The 18,080-nt window shown below is 33.6% G+C and carries 16 protein-coding genes; 7 read left to right on the forward strand and 9 right to left on the reverse strand.

Translation table 11 applies throughout. The features are described 5' to 3' along the window. Positions 1 to 12 precede the first annotated feature (12 nt). From IEV74_RS08620 to IEV74_RS19655, 6 genes are all read right to left on the reverse strand, one after another. Complete coding sequence (locus IEV74_RS08620) at positions 13 to 1,182, reverse strand: glycosyltransferase family 4 protein (protein WP_188454972.1); 1,170 nt, start codon at positions 1,180 to 1,182, stop codon at positions 13 to 15. 257 nt (positions 1,183 to 1,439) lie between these two features. Further along, the gene (locus tag IEV74_RS08625; protein WP_188454973.1) at positions 1,440 to 2,402 is read right to left on the reverse strand and encodes a Wzz/FepE/Etk N-terminal domain-containing protein; all 963 of its coding nucleotides are present in this window, start codon (positions 2,400 to 2,402) and stop codon (positions 1,440 to 1,442) included. Between the two features lie 146 nt (positions 2,403 to 2,548). Then, positions 2,549 to 4,378, reverse strand: coding sequence for a polysaccharide biosynthesis protein (locus IEV74_RS08630; protein WP_188454974.1), 1,830 nt, complete (start codon positions 4,376 to 4,378; stop codon positions 2,549 to 2,551). Positions 4,379 to 4,700: 322 nt separating this feature from the next. After that, a complete protein-coding gene (locus IEV74_RS19645; RefSeq protein WP_229683103.1) occupies positions 4,701 to 4,910 on the reverse strand; it encodes a hypothetical protein in 210 nt (69 codons plus the stop codon). 89 nt (positions 4,911 to 4,999) lie between these two features. Then, positions 5,000 to 5,818 (reverse strand): glycosyltransferase family 2 protein, encoded by an 819-nt coding sequence (locus IEV74_RS19650; protein WP_308418986.1) that lies wholly within the window; start codon positions 5,816 to 5,818, stop codon positions 5,000 to 5,002. Beyond that, the gene (locus IEV74_RS19655; RefSeq protein WP_229683104.1) at positions 5,785 to 6,066 is read right to left on the reverse strand and encodes a hypothetical protein; all 282 of its coding nucleotides are present in this window, start codon (positions 6,064 to 6,066) and stop codon (positions 5,785 to 5,787) included. Before IEV74_RS19655 ends, IEV74_RS19650 begins: the two co-directional genes overlap by 34 nt. Before the next feature lie 186 nt (positions 6,067 to 6,252). Here IEV74_RS19655 and IEV74_RS08640 point away from each other — a divergent pair, with 186 nt between their 5' ends. After that, complete coding sequence (locus IEV74_RS08640) at positions 6,253 to 7,296, forward strand: LCP family protein (RefSeq protein WP_188454975.1); 1,044 nt, start codon at positions 6,253 to 6,255, stop codon at positions 7,294 to 7,296. 37 nt (positions 7,297 to 7,333) lie between these two features. On the opposite strand, the gene IEV74_RS08645 is transcribed toward IEV74_RS08640, so the two are convergent. Next, a complete protein-coding gene (locus tag IEV74_RS08645; RefSeq protein ID WP_188454976.1) occupies positions 7,334 to 8,074 on the reverse strand; it encodes a WecB/TagA/CpsF family glycosyltransferase in 741 nt (246 codons plus the stop codon). Positions 8,075 to 8,436: 362 nt separating this feature from the next. On the opposite strand from IEV74_RS08645, the gene IEV74_RS08650 reads away from it, so the two are divergent. Continuing rightward, entirely contained in the window at positions 8,437 to 9,495 is a 1,059-nt protein-coding gene (locus tag IEV74_RS08650; RefSeq protein ID WP_188454977.1) for an LCP family protein, read from the forward strand. Positions 9,496 to 9,604: 109 nt separating this feature from the next. On the opposite strand, the gene IEV74_RS08655 is transcribed toward IEV74_RS08650, so the two are convergent. After that, positions 9,605 to 10,651, reverse strand: coding sequence for an MraY family glycosyltransferase (locus IEV74_RS08655; RefSeq protein WP_229683109.1), 1,047 nt, complete (start codon positions 10,649 to 10,651; stop codon positions 9,605 to 9,607). 96 nt (positions 10,652 to 10,747) lie between these two features. Beyond that, positions 10,748 to 11,857 (reverse strand): glycosyltransferase family 4 protein, encoded by a 1,110-nt coding sequence (locus tag IEV74_RS08660; protein ID WP_188454978.1) that lies wholly within the window; start codon positions 11,855 to 11,857, stop codon positions 10,748 to 10,750. Between the two features lie 85 nt (positions 11,858 to 11,942). On the opposite strand from IEV74_RS08660, the gene IEV74_RS08665 reads away from it, so the two are divergent. From IEV74_RS08665 to IEV74_RS08685, 5 genes are all read left to right on the forward strand, one after another. After that, a complete protein-coding gene (locus IEV74_RS08665; RefSeq protein WP_188454979.1) occupies positions 11,943 to 13,286 on the forward strand; it encodes an O-antigen ligase family protein in 1,344 nt (447 codons plus the stop codon). After that, a complete protein-coding gene (locus IEV74_RS08670; protein ID WP_188454980.1) occupies positions 13,273 to 14,313 on the forward strand; it encodes a glycosyltransferase family 2 protein in 1,041 nt (346 codons plus the stop codon). Before IEV74_RS08665 ends, IEV74_RS08670 begins: the two co-directional genes overlap by 14 nt. A 75-nt stretch (positions 14,314 to 14,388) precedes the next feature. Further along, positions 14,389 to 15,489, forward strand: coding sequence for a polysaccharide pyruvyl transferase family protein (locus IEV74_RS08675; RefSeq protein WP_229683105.1), 1,101 nt, complete (start codon positions 14,389 to 14,391; stop codon positions 15,487 to 15,489). Then, positions 15,486 to 16,637, forward strand: a complete 1,152-nt coding sequence (locus IEV74_RS08680) for a hypothetical protein (RefSeq protein WP_188454982.1) — start codon at positions 15,486 to 15,488, stop codon at positions 16,635 to 16,637. Before IEV74_RS08675 ends, IEV74_RS08680 begins: the two co-directional genes overlap by 4 nt. A 20-nt stretch (positions 16,638 to 16,657) precedes the next feature. Continuing rightward, positions 16,658 to 18,067, forward strand: coding sequence for a lipopolysaccharide biosynthesis protein (locus tag IEV74_RS08685; RefSeq protein WP_188454983.1), 1,410 nt, complete (start codon positions 16,658 to 16,660; stop codon positions 18,065 to 18,067). Positions 18,068 to 18,080: the final 13 nt, after the last annotated feature.

Raw genomic sequence — 18,080 nt, forward strand, 5'->3', positions numbered from 1 at the left:
AAATAAACCACCCTACATGTTCTTAATAATGTTTAACAGTTTTTTCTTTGCAATCTTATCAGAATAATAATTCTCAGCTAGTAATCTTGAGTTTTTTGCCATTTCGTCACTTATTTTACTATCTCTTTTCAATTTAAGAATTGTATTGGCCATTTTAATTGGTTCTATATCGGATTTCCCACAATTCATCTTTTCTATAATTTCTTTCTGCCAACCTTGGTAATTTATTAAGATAGGTAGTCCGGCAGCTAAAAAGTCAAAAAATTTATTAGCGCTATTATCTTCTAATATTTTGTACTTATTATCAACACACATAAGCCCGACATCTGAAGATTTTATTGCACTAACGACATCTCTTTTAGGTAAGGCATCCTTTATTAATACGTTAGTTAAATTTTCAGCAATTACTCGTCTTTTTAAATGTTCTTTTCTATTTCCTTCTCCTATTAAAAGAAAAACTATATTATTATCAATCTCTTTTATTTGTTTGGCTACGTCTAATATAAAGTCTAGCCCATTTACATGTCCCATAGTTCCAGGGTGTATACAAACAAATTTACCCACCAAACTATTATTCTCTTTCTTTTCTTTTATAACTTCATCAAACAAATATAGATTTGACATATTTTCAATTATTGTTATTTTATTAGAATCAATTCCCTTATCAATAAGGTTTTGATACATACCTTTTGAAAGAACAATAATATGGTTAGAGTTTTTATAAATCCATCGTTCAAAAGCCTTTAATAGTCTTATTAATAATTTATTATTTATATATCCTAGCTCAATTGGAATATCTGGCCATACATCTCGTACTTCAAATATTAGTTTTTTTCGCTTAAATTTAGATATTATCACGGCTGGAAACCCTATTGTTAAAGGGGTAGAAGTAGCAAATATAATATCTATATCATTAGTCCTTATGCCTTTTAATAATGCCTTTATATTATAATCCAAAAATGCTAAGATCCTTCTCCATTTTGGCATTTTATTATTATAGTTAGTCCCTGTTGAATATATAGAAAAGTTATTTTCGTTATTATATTGCTTATCTATTTTTGTTCCCGTAAGTACATTTACTTCAATGTCGTTATCTGATAGATATCTCGAAAACTCATAGGATCTTGTACCCCCATTAGAGGAATTTGTCTTAAAGTATTGATGCAAATATAATACTTTCATCTTTTTTAACATCCTTTTATTCTTCTTCAAAATCTTTTCTTAACATATACATCCCACTTCTTATAATTTCAGATCCTCTTATAAAACTTGTAATACACGTTCTGTTGAGACTAAATTTGCTAAATAAAGTTTCTTATCAGATAGAAAGTATACAAGCTAGCACTCATGATTCTTAATTTATTTTCAATTAATCGCTATTGCCCAACTCACATTGTGATTAATGGAAATAATTTCTATATTGTATTAGGCTTTGGAACTTAAGAGTTATGTTTTTCACTATTGTTTATTACCGGGGTATCATTCCTAAAAAAATCACTTAAAATCACTATAAAAACACCTACAATAACTCCTAATATAACTGCAATCGCAATATTTAAGATCTTATTCGGAGAAACTGGATTATTTGGAACAAATGTATCCGATAAAATATTCGTGCTTATATCAACTATATTCATCGTACTAATACTTCTCACTTCATCGTATTTGTTACTATAAAAATTATATAACGATGTTAAGTTTTGTATTTTACTGTTTATTTTTTCATACTCTATTTGGTCAATCTTTTTTAGGTCCTTTAATTGGCTTAAGATATCTTCATTTATTTCAAGTACGAATTGACCTTCAGTTGTATTTTGTTGAAATAATATTAATGAGGGAAGTCCTTCTCCAGCACTTATCTCATTGAACTTCTTAACTGCCGCTGCAATTTCTTTATCTTCTTCTTCCATCTTCAAATTATATTCTTTTTCTAATAATGACAGTCTAGACTGGATGTTTTTTGCTAATTCTGCTCTAGTCAATAATATAGCATTATCAATGATGTTCTTAATCTTTTCTCTATCTGTACCTTCTAAGGAGATAGAAATAAAAGAATTTCCACCTTTTTCCGTAGGTATTTCGAGTTTAAATTTAGATTGTAATTGTTCAACAGTTAATTCTAGATTTTCTTTTTCAATAATTTTCTCTAATACTGCAGTTGATTTAAGTGTTTGTTCAAAAACTTGTGGTTTAGTCATTTCATTAATATATGGTTGAACATTTTCAGGAACTGAAGCAACATTGTTCACCGCCACTTTCGCATTACCTTTATACACAGGATCCACAAACAGAAAACTGTAAACAAGACCTATTACTAACGCAACGAATGTAATCCCTACAATAATCCATTTGCCTTTCCATAATTTTTCAATAATCTCTCTTATACTAATTTCCTCTTCCAAATCATTCACCCCTAAATGTAAAAGCAATTCTATATTAATATATATTTTAATTTACGTAATTCATCATTGAAAATAGGGGAATTTTAAAGTTACAACACTCTATAAACACGATAAAATATCCTCTATCTATAAAGTCATCTCATTTCTCAATTACTTACGACATTTTTAATAATATTTTTTTGATTTGCTATCTGTAGCAATTCATCCCTCAATTTTTTATCAGATTTCTCGTGAAAATTTTCAGTAATACCTTTTACAATATTTTTGCTAACCACATTCGTTTTACCTATATAAATCTTATCAAAAACTTGCTTTGGATAAACTTCATCTTCTCCAAGTAATTCTTCATACATTTTTTCTCCAGGACGCATACCAGTAAATTGTATCTCGATTTCATCTTCAGTGAAACCAGATAAATTAATCAGATTTTTGGCTAAATCGACAATTTTTACTGGTTCTCCCATATCTAAAACAAATATTTCACCGCCCCTTGCAAGAGTTCCGGCCTGAATCACTAAACGGGAAGCTTCCGGTATCGTCATAAAATAGCGAGTCATATCTGGATGGGTTATGGTAATTGGCCCGCCTTTTTGTATTTGCTTTTTAAATAATGGGATAACGCTCCCTCTACTACCTAACACGTTCCCAAAACGAACAGCAACAAATTTTGTTTTACTTTTTTTACTTAGATCCTGAATAACCATTTCAGCAACACGTTTAGTTGCTCCCATAACGTTTGTTGGATTGACTGCTTTGTCAGATGATATTAAAACAAACGTATCAATCCCAAAAGTATCAGAAGCTTCTGCAACATTTTTCGTGCCAATAACATTATTTTTAACTGCTTCATGTGGATTGTATTCCATTAAAGGTACATGTTTATGTGCTGCAGCATGGTAGATAATTGTCGGTTTATGTTCATTCACAACTTCAAACATGCGATCCCGATCTTGTACATCCCCAATGACGGGTATAAATTCTATACCTAAATTTCCAAATCTTTCACGAAGCTCCATTTCAATTGAATAAATACTATATTCTCCATGCCCAACTAAGACTATTTTACTAGGTGTAAACCGCATTAATTGTCTACATATCTCGGAACCTATCGAACCACCTGCTCCAGTTACTAAAATCGTTTCACCTGTTACGCTACCAGAAATAGTTTCTATATCTAATTCAACTGGCTCTCTTCCTAATAGATCTTCAACCTCAACATTTTTCAGTTGACTGACAGAAACCTTTCCTGTCATAATATCTTCTATCTTCGGAATCATTTGTGTCTTTGCATTCGTTTTATTACACTCAACCACAACTTTGTTTAAAGCACCGTTCCTCAAAGAAGGAATAGCAATAACAATATGTTCAATACTTTTTCTTTCTACAATCTTTGGTATATCCTTTACCATACCTAATACTGGTAAATTATACAATTGCATTTTCTGCTTTGCTGGATCATCATCAACAAAGGCAATCGGTAATAATTCTGATGTATTGTGATTATTCTTTAACTGACGTACAATCATTGCTCCTGCAGAACCAGCACCAATAATTAATGTTCGCTTTTTATTTGTACCTTCAGTAATATACCGTTCGCGAAACATTCTCCATATAAAACGTGATCCACCAATTAAAATAATATGTAGCATCCATGTTACTACTAGTGCCCTTTTATAAAGAGAAAAATCGTTCACTAAATATTGAACGACACCTGCAAAAATAATAGATAACGTGATCGATTGTACAATTGCAGTTAATTCTCCAACACTTGCATACGCCCATACTTTATTATAAAGCCTATATAACATTGCAAAAAAATGATGAAATATTAAAAGTGCAATAGAACTAATCAGCAATGCTGGCATTTCAAATACTGGGATATTTGGATAAACAATCCATGAGGCTATAAAGATTGCAGTACTGACTATTAACGAATCCATTAAAACTAGCAATGTCAATCTTGTTCTGTATGTCAACAATTTCACTCCTTCCATTAATAATCAAATATCATTAATGATAATAGGTTTCATATATGGTCTATTATTTTTAGATCAATGTAATATGATTGTCTTTCCTTCTCTACTTATTTAACCACATATTTCGCTAAATTTCATTGTTTTTTTGATATATCCAGTACTTATATAAAATCTATTGATTCAATAGTACTAGATAAGTGCCACAAAAAATTGTACACCTTTGTTATGTTGTTGTAAATAATTTGTAACATACCAATTATTAGAACAAAAAAGAACCCGTACTAATCGCAAATACACTAGTTTGTATTGATATAGTAATAGATTATGCAGAATGTTCATCCTTATTAGTCTTAATTTCAAAACCAACATCAGTCATTCTTCTCGTATGCTGTGTATGAACCCATACTTTTTGATTTCGTTTGATAAAACCAATTAGAGTGATTGGCAGCCAGGTCAATGAGTATAGATAGACGAATGGAAGCCAAAAAACTTGTTTGTACTTTTTGTCCACTATCAAACTTATAAATGGCATGGACCAGAATAAACATAGATACAATAAAAATAACTTATAATCGAAAAGTGAGTTAAAGAATGTTGCTACCGCTTCATTGTTAAAAGAAATCAGGTCACTTGCATAAACATTAATGGACGATGCAACTCCAAAAAGGATAGTAGCAAGCCCAATAAAATTTTCGATGGCTGCACAAGATAAATAAGTGCATCGAAATAAATTAATTTACGCTCTTTTAATACTTTTTTAATCATCGGAATGGAATAATTGCAATAAGAGTGCCCCTGCATCCAGCGTACCCTTTGTTTCCATGATGCTAAAAATCCAAGTGGCTTTTCATCATAAACAATTGCTTCATTTGCCCACTCAACCGGTTTACCAGTTTGCATGATATATTTGGCACTAAATTCAAGGTCTTCCGTTAAAGACGTCGCACCCCACCCTATAGCTTTTAATACTCTCGTTGTTAGCACTACACCTGTACCGCCAAGTTGGGCACTTAGTCCAAGATTTTTTCTAGCTAATTGGTAAATACGATTGGTTACCCAGTATGCATAAGAATAACTCTTGGTAATCCATGTATCATTAGGATTTTTAGAATCTAAATAGCCCTGAATAACTTCATGACCATTCAAAAGCTTCCTGTTCATTATAGTTAAAAACTTCGGATCGACTAAGTTATCAGCGTCAAACATGACAACAGCATCATATTCTTTTCCTTCCTTTTCCATTTCCCAAAGTTTCTCAAACATCCATTCAAGGCCGTGTCCTTTTCCTTTCTTCGTTTCATCAAAACGTTCCATTGATTTTCCGTTTTTGCTTCGTACAATTTTAGCAGTATTGTCGGTACAATTATCGCAAATAACAAATACATCGTATAATTCCTTGGGATAGTCTAGATTTTGCAAGTTTTCAACAATGTCACCAATAACTGCTTCTTCGTTATAAGCTGCAACAAGGACGGCAAAACGTTTTTCTGGCTTTTTTCCTCCTCAGTCCTCCTTTTTCTAAACCCATGAATGCCAATTAAGAAAAAATAGGTTGTAAAGAAGATTACAATGCCTTGAATTAAATAAGTTGTGTATTGAATAATAGGCAATGTTTGCTCGATTCCAACTGCATAATAAGTAATAATAGTGATCGTGAATAGAATAGCACCAGCCAAATACTTGATCATTTATTTCCCTCCTATTCATATTTGGTGCCATTATAACGATGAAATATTAATCCTTTACTATACTTTTGTTAAATAATTTCGAAGAATTCCACTAATCTTGACCTATATACAGGAAAAAATTACTACACATTTATCACAATTAACTGTAAAATGAAAATTAAGTATTTTCTCATAAGGAGTTAAGCTATGTTCAAGCGAAAACATAATACGGATGAACCAAATAATAAACGAAAAAGAAATTTGTTTATCTACATTGGAGTTACCTTACTCTTTTTCTTATCGATTGGTATAGGTTATGCAGCACATATTTATAACAAAACGGAAGAAATTGTATCAGATTCCCACGAAGACATTGGAAGAGAAAATAATACTTCTAACCTTCGCGCAGAAGAAGTCGATCCTATCGAAGACAATGTATCAGTCCTTTTTATTGGAGTGGACGAGAGTGAAAAAAGGGATTATGAAACGGCTAGTCGATCGGACGCACTAATTTTGGCAACCTTTAACAAAGAACAAAATTCTATCAAACTTTTAAGTATTCCACGCGATTCATATGTGTATGTACCCGAAATTGGCTATAATACGAAAATAAATCATGCACATTTTTATGGTGGACCGAAAGCAACAATTGAAACGGTAGAAAATTTCCTAAATGTTCCAGTAGATTACTATGTGCGAGTAAATTTTGAAGCATTTATAGGCGTGATAAATTCACTGGGTGGTATTACATATGATGTTCCTTTTGAGATATATGAGCAAGATTCCAATGATAATGCGGATGCCATTCACCTACAACCTGGTGAACAGCTTTTAAATGGTGAAGAAGCACTAGCATTAGCACGTAGCCGTAAATACGACAGTGATATTGAACGAGGTAAAAGACAGCAGGAAATCATTAAAAGGATTGGAAAAAAGGCTACTTCCGCTTCAACAATTTTTAAATTAGGCAATGTTTTAGACGCGATTGGACCGAACTTGAAGACAAATCTAACGTTTGATGAAATGAAGAGTTTCTTAACGTATGGTATAAATAAAAACATTGCTATAGAAATGATTAACCTTGATGGTAGTGGCGGCTTTATGGATGATGACCTTTGGTATTACGTTGTAGATGAAGAAAGTAGAGCAAGTGTCCAAGAGGAACTACGTGAACATCTTGACTTATCCATAAGCAATAAAAATACTACAGACTTTGCAAAAGACGATTTAGGTGATAAACCATCTTATTAATTCCAAAAAAGCTAGAGTACGATGCCTTACTCATACCCTAGCTTTTATCCTTTTTCAATATAACCCGTGCCATAAATTCAAACACCTTTAAAATACGCTTAAAGCGAAATGGCTGCTTCAATAATCGGTATAACCACTCAAGATTTAAATTAATCCATGCCTGCGGTGCACGTTTCATCTCTCCCGCTAACACATCAAAGCTCCCACCAATTCCAATAAATAATCCTTTAGAGAATCTATGATAATGCTTCGCTATCCAATTTTCTTGCCGCGGAAGTCCAAGTGCAACGAAAACAAGATCAGGTTCTGCTTTTTGCACATCTTCTACAATTTTTGCATCATCCATATCAGAATATCCATGATGATGTCCAGCGATTTTCACTCCGGGGAACTGTTTTTCAACTTCCAAAATAACCTTTTCATTAACATAATCTTTCCCGCCTAGGAAGTAACAACTTAACCCTTGCACATCAGCAAATTTCAATAAATCAAGCATTAGATCATAGCCAGGAATCCTTTCTTGCAGAGGAGTCTTCTTATATTTGGCAGCCTTTAAAATTCCTGCACCGTCTGGAACAACATAATCGGCTGATTGAATAGCTTCCTTATATGATTTATCTTCCCTTGCTCTCATCACAATCTCTGGATTTGCCGTCACAACAAAGCATTTCTGTTGTCTATTTAATCTTGGAAATAGGTGATAATAAAGAAAGTCTTTCTTTGTTAGATTCATAAAAGGTATGTCCATAATTGTTACAGTATCGTTTGTTTCCGCCATTTCCAGCAACCTTTCAATAATTTACTGATAAGTTGTAACTATTTTAATCGGTAAACGTCTAATTAGTATATATATTATCCATTGAAACATTCCTTACAAGAATGTAATAATATTTTAATTTACGTTTGGGCTAATTCATAGTAAAATTAATGTTAGTTTTTCATTTAAAAAATGTAAAACTTTTTTATTGTTATTTGAAATATGATATCATTAAAAATTCTTTTTTTCTATTCAAATATGAATACTATATTACTAGTCTACAATAATATAATACTACTATATCAAGATGATGATTCATAAATAAACTACTTTTAACATTGGCATCAGGAAATACAATGTTAACTTAAAGGGGAATTAACTTTATGTCAGATAAAAAGACACCACAAACTAGAATGGTGAGAAGAAGAAAGAAGCGAAAGCTAAAGAAAAGAGCACTTTTCATTTTAGTTCCTGTATTAGTCGCCTTTTTTGCCCTTATAAGCTACGCCACTTATCTATATATTAAAGCTGATTCCGTTTTCTCTGAATCTTATCAAGATGATGGAAGAGAAAAATCAGAACTAAGGGACAAAATAGTTGATCCAAGCGAAGATAATGTTTCCGTATTAATAATGGGTGTTGATGCAAGTGATGTTCGTAACAATAAGAAAAACTCACGTACGGATACATTAATGCTGGCTACTCTTAATGTAAAAGATAAAAGCGTAAAATTACTTAGTATCCCTCGTGATTCATATGTGTACATTCCTGAGGTTGGCTACAAAACAAAAATCAATCATGCCCATGCATATGGTGGCACAGAGGCAACCATTGATACAGTTGAAACCTTATTAGATATACCAGTTGATTACTATGCGAAGGTAAACTTTGAGGCGTTTATTGATGTCGTTGATGCGGTAGATGGTGTTACGGTTGATGTTCCTTATGAAATGTACGAACAAAACTCTAAGGACCAAGCAGGAGCAATTCACTTATTACCAGGAGAACAAGAGCTTAACGGTGAGCAAGCACTAGCATTTGCCAGAACCAGGAAGCAGGATAACGATATTGAACGCGGTAAAAGGCAGCAGGAAGTCATTCAAGCAATTATTAAAAAAGCAGTTTCGATGAATTCCATTTTGAAATATGATGATATTATTGAAGCTGTTGGAGAAAACATGACAACCAACATGACATTTGATGAAATGAAAAGCTTTATTGCATACGGAACAAAGGGAACAAACCTTGACTTTGAAACACTGTCATTAGAGGGACATGATTACCAGCCAAGTGGAACTTACTACTGGCAATTAGACGAAGTTGCGTTAAATGGAACAAAACAATTGCTAAAAAAACATTTGGAATTGGATGGTGTAACAAGTACAGCTTCAGACCAATCAACACCCACTACAAGCAACAGTAGTTCATCAAATTCTTATTAAACAAAAGGAAAGCTGCTAACCAAGGGATGGTTAGCAGCTTTTTTATAATAACATTGAAATCAACTAGTCGCCGATTTCTTTAAATTTGACTTCCGGAATCTGGCCACTGTTACGATTTATGTCTCAATCCTTTAAAAAAATTTGTTAATGGTTTGTACTCACTATTTATTAATTCAAGATTTTCAATAAGAACTTGAATTGCCAATAATGCGATGGAGAAAATCAAAATCGATCCCCATACAGTTGTCATTGAAAAAAGAATTGCTGCCACACTAAACATAGCACTTAGGCCATATATGAACAATACAGTTTGTTTGTGCGTAAAACCTGAACTAACAAGCCTATGATGTAAATGGGAGCTATCTGGACTTGATAATGGCTGTTTATTAATATACCTTCTAACCATTGCAATAAGTGTATCAGATATTGGTACCCCTAAAATAAAAATAGGGATAATAAATGAAATGATTGTTACATTTTTAAATCCAAGCAGGGCCAGTACAGAAATCATATAACCTAAAAACAATGCCCCTGTATCCCCCATAAAAATCTTTGCGGGATAAAAATTGTAACGTAAAAAACCAATCGTACTAAAAAATAATATTAATGCCATTGTCGCAACATAAATATCACCCATGATGATCGCCATTCCGGAGATTGTAAATAACGCAATGGAAGACACTCCAGCTGCAAGTCCATCTAAACCGTCAATTAAATTAATTGCATTTGTAATACCCACAATCCAAAAAACGGTTACAATTGAACTCAGAAAACCAAATTCGATTTGTCCACCAAATGGCAGGTTAATAAATTCAACCTGCAAGCCACCCCAGAATACAACTAATAAAGCAGCAACAATCTGAACTAAAAATTTAACCTTTGGGGATATATCAAACAAATCATCTAAGAATCCAAGTACGATAATTAAGAAGCCACCACATATAATTGCAAGATGATATTCATTAGATGGCTGTAAAATAACCAATCCAATGAGAAAACTAAAAAATATTGCTAACCCGCCTAATGTCGGAATTGGATCTGTATGTACTTTTCGATGATTTGGCTTATCTGTTGCTTTCATTTTTAATGAAACTTTTATAATTATCGGTGTAATGATTAATGAAATTAACAATGTTAAAAAGGCTAATAACACTATTTTTACCACTTAGCCCACCTCATTTATTTGACCGTTCAATTATTTAGACGCTTTTTAATTGTATATGTTACACATCTTATATAAGATGCTTTACATTCAATTAACATTTTCCATACTTAAGTATACATTATAAATGTTTTCAGCAAAAATCTCCAATGAAAATTTAGACGAAGCATGTGATTGCAATTTTTCTCCCATTGTTTTTAACATACCCCGATTCCTAAAAATTATCGCTTCTTCCATGGCAGAAATAAGTTCAGAAGTATTCCCTGGCTTCACTCTCCAGCCTAGTGAATTATCGCCAATTAATTCGCTGATCCCACCTACATCTGAAGCAATAATGGGTGTTTTCGCTCTGGCTGATTCTAATAATACAAGTGGAAAACTTTCGCTAAATGAGGTAAGCATCGTTGTATCCACCATTTCATAAAATCGCTCGACGTCATCTCGATGCCCCATAAAATGGACATGTTTTTCTATATTTAGACTGCTAGACAATTGCTTTAAATGGTTTCTTAGTGTCCCGTCTCCGGCGAGCAGCATATGACAGGCTCTGTTTTTTTTCACTAATTGTGAGAATGCTTCAAAAGCAATGCTGTGGCCCTTTACTTGTTCTAGTCTGGCTACCATGAAAAACAAAAAATCATTATCCGTAAATCCCAGATCATTTCGAAAATGCGGTTTTGGCAATTTTTTTCTAAAGTCAATTCCATTTAATGCCGTGACAATCTTATTATATTCAACTCCAACTCCATTAAGATTAGTGCGAAAGGGCTCTGAGATAGCAATTACTTTATCTGCATTTTTAATAGCATTTAAATGAATCCGGCATAAAAAACGCCCATACATTCCTTTGTCCAAAAAGTCATGTTCTGGGTCACTATGTACTGTTACAATCCAGTGAAATGGTACTATTTTTTTTAAAATATTTGCATATACATTTGCACGTGGCCCGTGTGTATGAATGTAATTAATCCTTTCCTGTCTAATATAGTTAGCAATCTTTTGCATAAGTGGAACACTTATTTTTAGGTGATTGGAAAAATGAACTGTTTTTATTCCATATCCATTTGCCCGCTTAAGCAGTTCCCCTTTTTCAAGGACCCCTAAAATAAATTCTTCTCGATTAAATTCCTTTAATAAGCTAAGTATATGATGCATTCCGCCCCCAGTTTCGTTTCCAGCATTTAAGTGTAAAATTTTCATTATATTCATCTGCCTTTTCAGTTACTTCATTAGTAACCCAATATAACCAGCAAAGGCAGAAAATATAATCACCGTGAATATTTGATTGATTACTGTCCATAATTGTGATGTGTTCTATTATTTGTTAACGAAAGGGCTGCAATCAGTGGAAAAGCACAAAGGATTGATTTTTTTACTTATCATCATTCAACCAGTAATTGATCTTATAACTTCAATAACAAACCAATACAGCGATGTAGCAATTTCTATCGGGGCTTTATTCAGAACGTTCGTAATGGCGTTTTTATTTATACTTATTGTTAAGTACCTCCTGCATAACCATCGGATAATGCTTTTCGCTTTTTTCGGAGCTTTTGGATCCATTTTGATAACACTAATCGCAAATTATTTTCTAAAGAGCAATTTTTTGTTGTTTCCGGAAATTAATTTTGCATTAAAAACAAGTTACTATCTGGTAATTGTTTATTTATCCATTATTTTATTTAAAAAATACGTTCTGGATAGAGAATCATTCAGTAAAGCAACAACAATTGTTAGTCTGATTGTTGGTGGCAGTTATTGGCTGGCAATCGTAACAAATACCAGCATAAATAGTTATCAGTATGAAAGTGTAGGTTATTCTGGCTGGTTTTTCTCGGCAAATGAATTAAGTGTTATAGTGATTGTTTTGCTAGCATTGACACTACTTAACTTGAGGTACAATAAAAGTATTTTGTCTTGGCTAGCCTTTGTATTTATTTTCAGCATGGTACCAATGATCGGAACGAAGACTGCTCTTGCTGGTGGGATTGTTATTGTATTTATTTATGCGATCTATTTGTTATTTACGTATAAGCTGCAGGTGGTTGAAAATAAACAAACATTGCTCTTTTTTGGCACCGTAATTTTATTTGTATGTCTATCACCATTCTCACCTATTGCCTCTAACACACAGAACCTTAATTATGAGCATTCTAAAGAGATTGAGCGGGTACAGGTTTCTGATAGCAAAAATGAACAATCCTCTTCCCTGATGGTCAGGATCTTAAGCTCCCGGCACCTTTACTTACAAACGATAAACGAGGATTATTCAGAGGCAAATGGAATAAGAAAAGCCTTTGGTCTTGGATATGCCGGTGATTATAATGAGGATCCAAAACTTATTGAAATGGACTTTTTCGATCTGTTTTTCAGCTATGGTTTGATCGGTTCAATCTTATTGCTCATTCCTTTATTTTATTTATTTTTGCTTGTTATAAAAAACTTGCTTCCGTTATCCATCGAAAAAGTACTATTGTTCACTGCACTTGGTTTGTGTTTAGGCATTGCATTGGTGGCTGGACATGTTTTGTTTGCTCCATCGGTAATGTCCTATGCAGCCATTTTATTTTTAGCGATTGGTATGGAACTGATGCAGCGGAATGATGGTGTGAAAAATGAAGACAGTTAGTATAATTATTCCCATTTACAATGCTGAACCACACCTTAATCATTGTATAACTAGTGTATTAACCCAAACGTATCCAAGCATCAAGGTTATTTTAATAAATGACGGGTCAATCGATAATAGCGGGGAAATTTGTGAGGCTATTGCTAATACGGACAATCGTGTCAAAGTGATTCATCAGCAAAACGCTGGACCTTCCAAAGCAAGAAATACTGGAATTGCAGCTGCCACCGGGGAATATATTCAGTTTGTGGACGCTGATGATTGGATAGATCCAAATATGACAGAAAAACTAGTCGAAGGTATGCGAGATAATGTTCAACTTGTTATGTGTGGCTATCAATTAATGGACAAAAGCAAACCATTGCAAAAATATATCCCCGCTTTAAAAGGCATTTATACAATGGAGGAATTTATGCAGCACTTTGGGGAATTATATAAAGCTATCCTTCTCCCCTCTCCCTGTAACAAATTATATAAAAAGGAAATTATACAGGACAAGAAGATACGCTTTAGGGAAGAGTTTTCAATTGGTGAAGATCTTTTATTTAATATGGACTACATCCAGAAGTGTAGCCACATTAGCATCATTCGTGATCAATTATATAACTATACCTTTAATCGGCATTCACTCACTAATGAATTCAATCAAGAACTCTTTGATAATCAGCAAATGCTATACCAAAAAGTTAAAGGATTTTTAGTCAAGCATAATTGTTACAGCGGGGAAAATCAGCAATCACTACATACAATCTATGCTAACGGTGTGGTCAATTCCCTTAATAATTTATTTTTTAAAGATAGCAGCCTATCATCGCTGGAAAAAAAGGAACAGATAGCTCATATCATCTCTAATAACGTTGTCAGAAAAAATATTGCTTATTTTAAGGATGGCATGCAGGCAAGGTATATTGGCCGAATGATTAGATACAACGCTATTAATGGGATATACTCCTTTCTTAGTATGAAGGTGTTTATGAAGCATAAAATGAATCCTTTATTTCGGTTGCTGAAACGTGTTAATAAATAAATGTCTAAAAATCCCTCTTTTGTGGCTATCATTTATAGTATAGCTTTTAAAATAGGAAGCAGAGGATTTGACGGTATGAAGAAGGTAATGGTTTATGCATACACCCATTTTAATTTAGGCGATGATCTGTTTATTAAGGTTTTATGTGAGAAGTATCCCAAGACAATATTTGTGTTATATGCACCAAAAGAATACAAACAAACGTTTAAAGAATTCAACAATATACGTTTGTTCCCCAGCAACTCGATTATCGTCAGAGGATTAAACTATTGCTTCAGACAGTTTCATATCTACAGTTTCTTTCGTCGGCTGCTTGCTAAAGACTGTGATGCTGCTGTCCATATTGGCGGTTCCCTTTTTATACAGGGAGAAAATTGGAGAGATGAATTGAAAAATACGAAGGAAATGCGTATCCCGAATAGACCATTCTATCTGTTGGGTGCAAACTTTGGGCCTTATCATGATAATGGATTCTATCAGGAACATAAGGAGTTATTCAAAGGGTATACAGATATCTGTTTCAGAGAAAAGCATTCCTATGAGCTATTCAACGATTTGCATAATGTTCGCATGGCTGATGATATGATTTTTCAATTAAAAACGCCAGCTGTTCAGGTTCTACATGATTCCATTGTCATTTCCGTCATAAAACCCTCGATAAGGAAACACTTATCCAATTACGATGATGTTTATTATCGGAAAATGAGAGATTTAGCAGTTTTTTTTATCGAAAAAGGATACACTGTCACACTAATGTCATTTTGTGAATATGAACAGGATGATGAAGCGATTGAAACGATAACAAATTTAATTCCAGAAAGCTATTTAACTAAACTAAACAAGCATTTCTACAAGTTCAATATTGATGAGACATTACATTTAATTGCAGCATCGAATTTTGTTATTGCAACACGATTTCATTCGATGATCCTTGGATGGGTATTTCATAAACCCGTGTTCCCAATTGTCTATAGCGATAAGATGACAAATTCGATGCAGGACATAGGTTTTGATGGTACTTATACAGATATTAAAAATATTTCTGCCCTTACACCGGAATACGTTTTTAATAGTATAGATGCGAATTTAATAGATGTCTCTATACAAGCTCAAAATGCGGAAAAACATTTTGAAAGGTTAGATGAGTATCTTTTAGAAAGAGGAGATACGAATTGATAATTCATGAGCCTGAATTTATATCGGAAAGAGACAGTGGAATAATACGTGCATTATTTGAAACGAACGATAGAAAAGAATATTTATGGTTCTCTGTTCCAAAAGAATACCAGGAATATCTGACCTACGAAAGAGGTGACGCATTTCTAGCTGGCTTGTTACTTTTAGCAATGAAAAATGGCCAGGACATTCAATTGAACTTTCCGGTATCTGAACGGCTTTATTACACATTAACAAACTACCTAATAAATGCACTGAATCTCGCTATGCCAAATTTTAAGCAAATCTCAATTTTGCATAATGGATTAGATAGCTCCCCTATCGACAATATTGGTGCGGTTGGAACAGGATTTTCAGCGGGAGTTGACTCTTTTTGTACGGTCTATGAACATTTACATGAACATTGCCCAGCGTCATTCAAGTTAACGCATTTCACCTTCCATAATGTTGGATCACATGGAGACTTTGGCGGTGATGATTCCAGAAAGCTTTTTAAAGACAGGCTTCAGCTTGTAAAACCTTTTGCGGATGAAAAAAAGATCAGCACCATACCAATCGATTCTAATCTAAGTGAAGTACTAAACATGGATTTTGTGCCGACACACACCATCCGGAATGCTGCGGCAGTTCTTGCATTGCAGAAGCTATTTCGTTACTACTATTATTCATCAGGCCGACAATTCAAGCATTTTAAATTAAGTCCGACAATTGGTGCTTCCTATGATATTTTGACCTTAAACATGCTGTCAACAGAGTCATTAACGTTTTACTCTGCCGGCTCCAGCTACTCAAGAGTTGAGAAAACAAAGATCACATCCGATTATGAGCCAACCTATCGTTATCTTAACGTGTGTACGAGTGGCAGTACAATTAATTGTTCCGCATGTGTAAAATGCTTGCGTACGATGCTAACATTTGACGTTATGGGAAAACTAAAAAGCTATCAGGAAGTATTTGATATTGACAAATACAATACTTTAAAGGGAAACTATATTGCTCAGGTATTGGCAACAATTAAAAGTGATACCTATTCAAATGAAATCTATCAGGAAATGAAGCGATATAACTATAAAATTCCCGCTTATTCTTACCTGCTGACACCATTATACTGGCTAAAGTTCACCTGTAAAAAGATACTAAAATCTTAATGATAAGGGACAGTTCAAGTATGGCAAACGGAGAGAAGCTGTTAAAAGATACATTACTATATGGCGTCGCTAACTTTGGTTCCAAAGCACTCGTATTTTTGATGCTGCCTATTTACACCCGTTACTTTACAACTGCGGAGTACGGGTTATGGGATTTAATTGTAACAACTTCCACTTTACTTGCCCCATTTATTACATTTGAGCTAGTAGCCGCTGTATATCGATGGTTGCTGGAAGAGAAGAATGAGGAAAACAGAAAGGAGATTATAACTACTGGTATCGTTACCATCCTCAGAAATCTGCTTTTTTTTAATTTGTTAGCTGTCATTATAATATTGTTTATTTCCGTACCATATGGCTGGGCTGTACTGCTATTTATAAATGTTACAATTGCCAGCAGTTTTGTTCAGCAGTGTGCAAGAGGATTAGGATATAATAAGCTTTTTGCATCTATCGGAATCATTCAGACAGCGATAACAGTAGCATTGAACCTTTATTTCATTTTTGTATTAGAACTAAGACTGGAGGCATTTTTCTATTCTTCCATAATAGCTGGAATAGGTGTCATTATAATTGCATGGGTTAAAATGAGATTTACTGGCTATATATCATTTCAATCCTATTCTAAAAAGATGATAAAATCCTTTCTTACATACTCTATTCCAATTATTCCTGGAGCTATAAGCTGGTGGATTGTGACAATGTCGGATCGATATATGATAACACTATTTTTGGGAGTAGAGTACAACGGGATTTATGCTGTCGCAATAAAAATTCCCGCCATACTAATAGTGATAAATACCGTTTTTTCGTTGGCATGGAAGGATAGTGCGATTGTCGAGTTTGATTCGGCTGACAAAAACGAATATTACTCAAAGGTTTTTAAGCACTTCTTTCGCTTCATGGCAACGTCTGTAATTATACTAATCCTCATCACGAAGCCGGTTTTAGAAATTGCCATAGCAGAGGAATTCTACAGTTCATGGAAATATATCGGCATCCTGCTTCTTGCAACTCTGTTCAGCGCATTTTCTCAATTTTGGGGAGCTGGTTACCATGGGGCTAAAAAGACGAACGTTATATTAGTGACAGCCGTTTCCGGAGCAATTGTAAATGTATTGTTTAATTTAGTTTTGATCAATTATATTGGGTTATATGCAGTAGCGCTGTCCACTTTTTTGGCGTTTTTAACGATGTGGCTAATACGGATTGTCTCCTCCAAGCGTTATTTTAGAATAACCCTTCATTATCGGGATATGTTTGTATTATTTCCGGTTATCATTGCATCCATTATTGTTCCATTTATATTTAATACTATTGGGTTATGGATTAGTATTTGTTTTGGAGTAATGCTATTCTTTATTTATAATAAAGGGTTAATTAAATACCTTGGCAGTACTTTATATAAAAGATTAAAGAAAGTTGAATAGATTAGTGTTTAAC

The sequence above is a fragment of the Virgibacillus oceani genome, assembly GCF_014638995.1.
GTDB lineage: Bacteria > Bacillota > Bacilli > Bacillales > Amphibacillaceae > Virgibacillus_E > Virgibacillus_E oceani.

Bases quoted from the DNA above. Each gene is read 5' to 3' on its own strand.
- IEV74_RS08620 (WP_188454972.1), bottom strand. From the start codon at position 1,182: ATGAAAGTATTATATTTGCATCAATACTTTAAGACAAATTCCTCTAAT.
- IEV74_RS19645 (WP_229683103.1), bottom strand. From the start codon at position 4,910: ATGCCATTTATAAGTTTGATAGTGGACAAAAAGTACAAACAAGTTTTT.
- IEV74_RS19655 (WP_229683104.1), bottom strand. From the start codon at position 6,066: ATGATCAAGTATTTGGCTGGTGCTATTCTATTCACGATCACTATTATT.
- IEV74_RS08640 (WP_188454975.1), top strand. From the start codon at position 6,253: ATGTTCAAGCGAAAACATAATACGGATGAACCAAATAATAAACGAAAA.
- IEV74_RS08645 (WP_188454976.1), bottom strand. From the start codon at position 8,074: ATGGCGGAAACAAACGATACTGTAACAATTATGGACATACCTTTTATG.
- IEV74_RS08650 (WP_188454977.1), top strand. From the start codon at position 8,437: ATGTCAGATAAAAAGACACCACAAACTAGAATGGTGAGAAGAAGAAAG.
- IEV74_RS08660 (WP_188454978.1), bottom strand. From the start codon at position 11,857: ATGAAAATTTTACACTTAAATGCTGGAAACGAAACTGGGGGCGGAATG.
- IEV74_RS08670 (WP_188454980.1), top strand. From the start codon at position 13,273: ATGAAGACAGTTAGTATAATTATTCCCATTTACAATGCTGAACCACAC.
- IEV74_RS08675 (WP_229683105.1), top strand. From the start codon at position 14,389: ATGAAGAAGGTAATGGTTTATGCATACACCCATTTTAATTTAGGCGAT.
- IEV74_RS08685 (WP_188454983.1), top strand. From the start codon at position 16,658: ATGGCAAACGGAGAGAAGCTGTTAAAAGATACATTACTATATGGCGTC.